The 7,433-nt window shown below is 63.5% G+C and carries 5 protein-coding genes and 1 tRNA gene; 5 read left to right on the top strand and 1 reads right to left on the bottom strand.

Features of this window, described 5'->3' with window-relative positions; genetic code table 11:
- Window positions 1–147: 147 nt before the first annotated feature.
- The 3 genes from MHK05_RS03620 to tgt all read left to right on the top strand — a co-directional run bounded on the left by MHK05_RS03620 (window position 148) and on the right by tgt (window position 4,247).
- Window positions 148–235, top strand: a tRNA-Ser gene (locus MHK05_RS03620).
- Window positions 236–438: 203 nt separating this feature from the next.
- Window positions 439–3,000 carry an MMPL family transporter gene (locus MHK05_RS03615; RefSeq protein WP_034660249.1) on the top strand — a complete coding sequence of 854 codons (2,562 nt, stop codon included), beginning with the start codon at window positions 439–441 and terminating at the stop codon, window positions 2,998–3,000.
- 2 nt (window positions 3,001–3,002) lie between these two features.
- Entirely contained in the window at window positions 3,003–4,247 is a 1,245-nt protein-coding gene (gene tgt, locus MHK05_RS03610; protein WP_239204875.1) for a tRNA guanosine(34) transglycosylase Tgt, read from the top strand.
- Here the strand turns inward: tgt and MHK05_RS03605 are convergent.
- A complete protein-coding gene (locus MHK05_RS03605; RefSeq protein WP_369707467.1) occupies window positions 4,232–4,906 on the bottom strand; it encodes a queuosine precursor transporter in 675 nt (224 codons plus the stop codon). The genes tgt and MHK05_RS03605 overlap by 16 nt on opposite strands.
- Before the next feature lie 33 nt (window positions 4,907–4,939).
- Between MHK05_RS03605 and gluQRS the strand changes: the two genes are divergently transcribed.
- Together gluQRS and MHK05_RS03595 are read left to right on the top strand one after the other, a co-directional pair.
- Window positions 4,940–5,833, top strand: a complete 894-nt coding sequence (gene gluQRS, locus MHK05_RS03600; RefSeq protein WP_239204873.1) for a tRNA glutamyl-Q(34) synthetase GluQRS — start codon at window positions 4,940–4,942, stop codon at window positions 5,831–5,833.
- Between the two features lie 11 nt (window positions 5,834–5,844).
- Entirely contained in the window at window positions 5,845–7,425 is a 1,581-nt protein-coding gene (locus MHK05_RS03595) for a cation:proton antiporter (RefSeq protein ID WP_239204871.1), read from the top strand.
- Window positions 7,426–7,433: the final 8 nt, after the last annotated feature.

Here is a 7,433-nt window from a genome sequence, read left to right as displayed (position 1 = left end):
GCCGACGGCATCAAGGACAAGGCCAACGAGGTTATCGGCGGCCTGAAGGACGACTAATCCTCATCCGTATTTCTGCATATCGCTGCGCTGGCACCCCGCTGGCGCAGCGATTTTGTCGCTCGGGCGCACTCCCGTAATCTGGAACGCGGTGGCGTGTCCGAGCGGCCGAAGGTGATCGCCTCGAAAGCGATTGTTGGGTAACCCCCAACCGCGGGTTCAAATCCCGCCGCCACCGCACCGAGATCCCGGTCTGTTTGCGCAGGCCGGGATTTTCTTTTTCCCGGCTAGGCCGCGGGGCGCGGGGGAGGGGCCCGGCTGGCCGCCAGCTGTGAAAACTGGGACGCAGGTGGCTTCGCGATAGGGGATTATAGGGTGCGGCCACTACACTAGGGCGAAGTTCACCCCGTCCCCCACGTGAATGCGAAGGTACATCTACCCGTGGCTACATTGCTTTATCGTCTTGGGCGCTGGTCTTTCCTCCATAAGTGGAAGGTCATCGTGGCATGGCTGCTGCTGCTCGCCGCCGTTGGCGGTGCCGCCGCTTTGCTGATGAAACCGATGACGAGCGAGTTCTCCATCAAGGGAACCCCATCTATCGACGCCACCTATAAGACCATGGACCTCTTCCCAGAGGGCGGCAACCCTGCCAATTCACCCTCGGTCAACGTGGTCTTCAAGGCCCCAGATGGCCAGAAGCTTTCTGATCCAGCAAACCGCGAGGCCATCGACGCCACCATCTCCTACCTCGAAGACAACCTGAAGATGGGCGATACCACGCGCTTTGGCAACCCGCTTGAGGTCTCGCCCCGTCTGCAAGATCAGGTCATCCACCAATTCACGGATATGGGGCTGCCGGAAGCATCTGCCCGCGCTGATGCGGATAACCTCGCCATGGTCAACGATGACGAGACCATTGCGTATACCACCTTCAATTTTGACGCCGAGTCGCCTTATAGCGTGGAGCAAGCAGATAAAGACACCGTCACGGAGGCGATGAATATCGCCCGCGACCGCGGCCTTACCGTCGAAGGCAATGGCGCAGGCTTTGGCGATGAGATCGCGGTCAACTCCACCTCCGAGATCATCGGGCTGGGCGTCGCTTTCCTCGTGCTCATTTTTACCTTCGGCTCGCTGGTGGCCTCGGGGATGCCATTGGTTTCCGCCGTCATTGGCGTGGGACTCGGCGCGCTGGGCATGTTTATTGCCACCCACTGGATTGAGCTCAATAATATGACCCCGGTTCTGGCCATCATGATCGGCCTGGCTGTGGGCATCGACTATGCGCTGTTTATTCTTTCGCGCTACCGCGCCGAGCGCCGCCGCATGGATGGGCCCGATGCCGCAGGCATGGCGGTGGGTACGGCCGGCTCCTCCGTGGTCTTTGCCGGCGCGACGGTCTTTACCGCGCTCTTCGCGCTCATCATTGCGCGCATTGGCTTCCTCACAGCCATGGGCTTGGCCGCCGCCGGCACCGTCGCGATCGCCGTCTTGGTCTCGCTCACGCTCATCCCTGCGATGCTGGGCTTGCTGGGCGATAAGGCCTTCCATGGCCGAATCCCCGGCGTGGCCGGCAACCCGACCCGCAAGGGCAAGCGCCGCCGCGGGCCCACCATGGGCAACCGGTGGGTGCGTTTAGTCCAGAAGGTGCCCGGCCTGGCTATGGCGCTGGTCGTGCTCTCCTTGGGGGCTATGACCGCGCCGGTACTCCAGATGGAGCTTGCCCTTCCGGCCGATACCACGTCGAACCCCGATACCACCCAGCGCAAGGCCGCCGACATCATGTCCGAGGGCTTTGGCCCCGGCGTCAACGGTCCTTTCCTCGCCGTGGTCGATGCCCACACGGTCAACGCGGAATCCGGCGCCTTGGCCCCGCTTGTCGACGCCCAGTCCCAACCCGAACCAGCCCCCGCTCCCGAGCAGGATGCGGCCGAGAATGCTGCCCCCGAAGAGGAGATGCCTGAGCAGCCGCAGGGGGACCAGCCCGCAGCCGAGCCGGAGATCGCCCCGGCCGCTGAGGTGGTAGACACCTCCGCAGATGCGGCCGACGCTGCCTCCCCAGAGGACAAGGCCGCGCTTGCGTCCTTCCTCTACACCGCGGATCAGCTCAAGGGCTTGGGCGGGGTGAAGCACGCGCAGATTGTCGGCCTGAGCCAGGACAAGCGCGCCGCACAGATCATGGTTACCCCTGAAACCGCGCCCACGGACGCTGCAACGGTGAACGTCGCGCACGCGCTGCGCTCGGCCACCGGCGAGATCGAGGACGCCACCGGTACCGACATCGGCCTGACCGGCCTGACGGCCGTGCAGCTCGATATCACCGAGCGCCTCGAGGAAGCCATGGTGCCGTACCTGGCCATCGTCGTGGGTCTGGCCATTGTGCTGCTGCTGTTGGTCTTCCGCTCCATCTTGGTGCCGCTGGTTGCGGGCTTGGGCTTCCTGCTGTCCGTCGGCGGCGCCTTCGGCCTGACCGTCCTGGTCTGGCAGGAAGGCCTGTGGAACCTGGTGCCCGCGCCGGGCCCGCTGATTTCCTTCATGCCCATCTTCCTCATCGGCGTGACCTTTGGCCTCGCGATGGACTACCAGGTCTTCCTGGTCACCCGCATGCGCGAGCACATTTCTCGCCACCCGGAGGGCACCGGCGGGCGTTATAGCGCCGTCGACGAGGCCACCATCACCGGCTTTACCCAAGGCGCCCGCGTGGTAACGGCCGCAGCCATCATTATGATTTCGGTCTTCGTGGCGTTTATTAACCAGCCGCTGCCATTTATCCAGATCTTCGGCTTTGCCTTGGCCGCCGGCGTGCTTTTCGACGCCTTCTTTATCCGCATGACCCTCGTCCCCGCCACCATGTTCCTTATGGGCCGCGCGACGTGGTGGATGCCAAAGTGGCTGGCCAAGATTCTGCCCACCCTGGACATCGAAGGCACCGCCCTGGAAGAAGAATGGGAAGCTAAACACGCCACCCCAGCCCCTATCCCTGCAGACAAGGAAGAAGAATAGAAATGGACTTGAGCTTCGACATCGGCAAGCGCCTGCCCGAAGGTCCCGGCAAGCACGGCCGCAGCGGTGTCATCCACACCCCACACGGCGATATTCAGACCCCGGCCTTCATCCCGGTGGCCACTAAAGCCACGGTAAAGACCCTGACTCCGGAGCAGATTCGCTCCACCGGCGCGCAAGCCATTTTGTCGAATGCGTACCACCTTTACCTGCAGCCAGGCCACGACATCGTGGACGAGGCCGGCGGAGTGGCCGAGTTTGAAAACTGGCACGGACCGACCTACACCGACTCCGGCGGCTTCCAGGTGATGTCGCTGGGCGTAGGTTTCAAGAAAGTCCTTGCGATGGATATCGCGGAACTTAGCGATAAGGACATCCGCGCGGCAAAGAAAGAGCGCATGGCGCAGGTGGACGAGGACGGCGTGGATTTCAAATCCGTTATCGACGGCTCCAAGCACCGCTTCACCCCCGAGAAGTCCATGCAGATCCAACACGGGCTGGGGGCAGACATCATGTTCGCCTTCGACGAGCTGACCACGCTCGTTGATACGCGTACCTACCAGGAAGAATCCGTCGCCCGCACGCACCGCTGGGCCAAGCGCTGCCTGGATGAGCACGACCGCCTCACCCGCGAGCGCACCCACCGGCCGAAGCAGTCCCTGTGGGGCGTCGTTCAGGGCGCGCAGTATGAGGACCTGCGCCGCCAGGCCACCCGTGGCCTGCTCGACCTCGACTACGCCGCCCGCGAGGAAGGCAAGCGCGGCTTTGGCGGTTTTGGCATCGGCGGTGCGCTAGAGAAGGAAAACCTGGGCACCATCGTTGGCTGGGTCTGCGATGAGCTACCCGAGGACAGGCCGCGCCACCTGCTCGGCATCTCCGAGCCGGACGATATTTTCACCGCCGTCGAGGCCGGTGCCGATACCTTCGACTGCGTGGCGCCGACCCGCTTGGCGCGTCGCGGCGGCGTTTACACCCTCGACGGCCGCATGAACCTCACCAATGCGCGCTTTAAGCGCGATTTCGCTGGGGTCGACGAGGAATTCGGCGGCTACGTATCTGAGAATTACTCCCGCGCCTACCTGCACCACTTGCTCAAGGCGAAGGAATTCCTCGCAGGCACGCTGTGCACCATCCACAACGTGGAGTTCATGATTCGCCTGGTGGATAATATCCGCGCCGCCATCGACGGCGGCTACTACGAGGCCTACCGCGATGAATTCCTCGGCCGCTACTACGCCGGCAAGTAGTCCTCGCGCTTTTTAACCCACGAGATAACCATGGCCGTCACCGGCAGCATGACGGCCTCCATCAGGGTCTTCCACACGAACCCCACGATGACGTAGTTGATGAAACCACCCACCGTATCCACGCCGATTACCGGCGCGGCGATGGCGCAAAACAGCAGCGTATCGCCGAATTCGCCCACCACGGTAGAGGCGATAAGGCGCGCGAAAAGCCCCTTTTCGCCCGAGCGCTTCTTCATCGCAGTCAGCGTCCAGGCATTGAGTAGCTGGCCCACGAGATAGCCGGCTAGCGAGGCGGCCAGAATCTGCGGCATCAGGCCAAGCGTGGCCGCGAAGGCCTCCTGGCCCTCATAGAAATCGGCCGCCGGCAGCCAAATGGCGATATAGAAGCACACGGCCGCCAAGATGGCCATCGCGAAGCCGATGTAGACCGCGCGGCGCGTGGATTTAAAGCCATAGCACTCGGAGAGCACGTCGCCGACGATATAGGCCAGCGGGAATAGAAAGAAGGCACCGTCGGTCACCAGCGGGCCGAGCTGGACGCCCTTGGTGGCGTTGATATTGGAAATCAGGAAGGTCACCACAAACACGGTGACCAGCCAAGGGTAGAGAGTAGAGCGGACGGGAATGAAGCGCACTTCAGCGCCGTTCGTTTTTTCCATGCCCGCCATTGTGCCAGCCCGTAGACTGTGGGCATGAATTCTGCGACCACCGGCGCCGGCCGCTACGCGCCGAGCCCCTCGGGGGATCTGCACTTCGGCAACCTCCGCACGGCGCTTCTGGCGTGGCTTTTTGCCCGCTCGACGGGGCGGCGCTTTGTGGTGCGCGTGGAGGACATCGATAAGCAGCGCTCCTCCCAGGAATCGGCCGAGCGCCAGCTGGCGGACCTGCGCGCGCTCGGACTGGACTGGGACGGCGAGGTCATCTACCAGCACGATCGCGACGCTGCCTATGAGCAAGCCTTGGCCCAGCTGCCCACCTACGAATGCTATTGCTCGCGTAAGGACATTCGCGAGGCCTCCCGGGCCCCGCACGCCATCCCCGGCCAGTACCCGGGCACCTGCCGCAACCTCACCGAAGACCAGCGCGCGGCCAAGCGCGCCGAGCTGGCGGCCCAGAATCGCCAGCCCGCCCTTCGCCTGCTTGCCGACGTCCCCACATTCACCATCCACGACGCCCTCCACGGAACCTATACCGGCGACGTCGATGACTTCATCCTGCGCCGCGGCGGCCAGGACACCGGTTGGGCGTATAACTTGGCCGTCGTCGTCGACGATGCCTTCCAGGGCATCGACCAGGTAGTCCGCGGCGATGACTTGCTCTCCTCGGCGCCGCGCCAGGCCTACCTCGCCTCATTGCTCGGTATCGAGCCGCCGGAATATATCCACGTCCCGCTCGTGCTCAATGAATCCGGTGAACGCCTAGCCAAGCGCGATAGTGCGGTGACCATGCGGGAAATGGGGGACGTGGGGGACGTCGTCAAGCAGCTGGCGGCCTCGCTGGGGTATGAAGCCGGCAGCGCCGCAGAGCTGCTCGCGCAATTCGCGCCCGACCGCTTAAGCCCTGATCCCTATATCTGGCGCGGGTAAAATCTGGGCCCATGGACGTTCTTCTGGTGCTCATTGGGCTCATGCTGCTGACCGTATTCGTCGTCGCCATCGGTGACAAGATTGGGCTGCCGTGGCCGGCGTTGCTGACGATCATTACTGCCTGCGCCGTCTTCGTGCCGGGGCTACCCAGGTTTGAGCCGCCCACCGAGCTCATCCTGCCGATTTTCCTGCCGCCGCTGCTGTGGGCGCTGGCCCGGCGCACCTCGTGGGGCGTTATCCGTGAACAATGGGTGACTATCTTGAGCCTATCCGTGCTTTTGGTGGTCGCCACCACGCTGGCCGTTGGCTTCACGGCCTATGCCTTCCTGCCCGGTATCAGCCTGGCTGCGGCCATCCTCATCGGTGCAGCCATCGCCCCGCCGGACCCCGTCGCCGTTGACGCCGTGGCCGAGCCCGCCGGCATCCCACGGCGCATCATCACCACCTTGCAGACCGAAGGCCTGTTTAACGATGCCGCCTCTATCGTCGCCTTCAATCTTGCCTTGACGGCCGTAACCCAAGGCGATGAGCTCTCCTTTGGCAGCGGCGTGCTGAACTTCTTCTACTCTGCATTCGTCGCGGGCGGCCTGGGGTGGATCGTCGGCCGGCTGGTGGCACTGTTTATCACCCACGTCCACGACGTCACCGCGCGCAACGCGCTGACCTGGGTGACGCCGTTTGCCGTCTACCTCATCGCGGAGGAACTCGGTGCCTCCGGCGTTATCGCCGTGGTCATCGCGGCCGTAGAACTTAATTCCCGGGCCGATATCCAGGCCGAGGACCGCCTATCCGGTCAGTCCTTCTGGGAGACCATCGAACTGCTCTTTACTGGCGTGGCCTTCGGACTCATTGGCCTGACGGTCAATACCGCCATCGGCGAAGTGGGCTCGGACCTGTGGCATTCGGTGCTCGTGGGCGTCATCTTGTCCCTCGTGGCCTTTGTTGTCCGTTTGGTGTGGATGTATGCCTATTACCGCATCAACGTCTCCCGCGGCCGCCCACGGGTTGCGCCGCTGCGCCTGCAAGAGGTACTGCTGATGACGTGGTCCGGCATGCGTGGACTTGTCACTTTGGCGCTGGTTTTGTCCATCCCGGCGGGCGTGTTTAGTTTCCACCATGAGCTCGCCGTCATCGCGTTGACGGTCTTGCTGGCCACGATGGTGGTGCCCGGCCTGCTCTTGCCGTGGTTGATGGAGCGACTCGACCTCACGGAAGCCTCCCAGATTGCCAGCGATAAGATGCGCGCTGCCGTGGTTGGCCGTGCGCGTGCGGCCAGCATCGAGGCACTGTCGAACTTCCGGCCGGATGGGCATATCGCGCCCGACGCCGAAAAGGTGGATCCGGAAATTTCCGCCAACGTTATCCAATGGCTGGAAGACCGGATTGGTGATGGCGAGGATGTTTCCGAAGACTCCCGCAAGCAACGCGCCTGGCAGTTCCGCCACGTAGCTCTGGAGGCCCGCCGGACCGCTCTGACGGCGGCACAGGAGGAGCTGCTGCGCATGCGCGGCTACCGCGCCTATAACCCGGCCATCGTGGACGAGGTGCTGGAAGAAATCGACCGCATGGTCCTAGGCACCAAGCGCCACTAGGCTGGGCG

Source organism: Corynebacterium nasorum, assembly GCF_022347325.1.
Taxonomy (GTDB): domain Bacteria; phylum Actinomycetota; class Actinomycetes; order Mycobacteriales; family Mycobacteriaceae; genus Corynebacterium; species Corynebacterium kefirresidentii.
Note: the sequence above shows the minus strand (reverse complement) of the source record. Positions and strands in the feature narration are given on the sequence as shown.

Excerpts from the sequence above, each read along its gene's own strand:
- tgt (WP_239204875.1), top strand. The coding sequence starts at position 3,003 with ATGGACTTGAGCTTCGACATCGGCAAGCGCCTGCCCGAAGGTCCCGGC.
- MHK05_RS03605 (WP_369707467.1), bottom strand. The coding sequence starts at position 4,906 with ATGGAAAAAACGAACGGCGCTGAAGTGCGCTTCATTCCCGTCCGCTCT.
- gluQRS (WP_239204873.1), top strand. The coding sequence starts at position 4,940 with ATGAATTCTGCGACCACCGGCGCCGGCCGCTACGCGCCGAGCCCCTCG.
- MHK05_RS03595 (WP_239204871.1), top strand. The coding sequence starts at position 5,845 with ATGGACGTTCTTCTGGTGCTCATTGGGCTCATGCTGCTGACCGTATTC.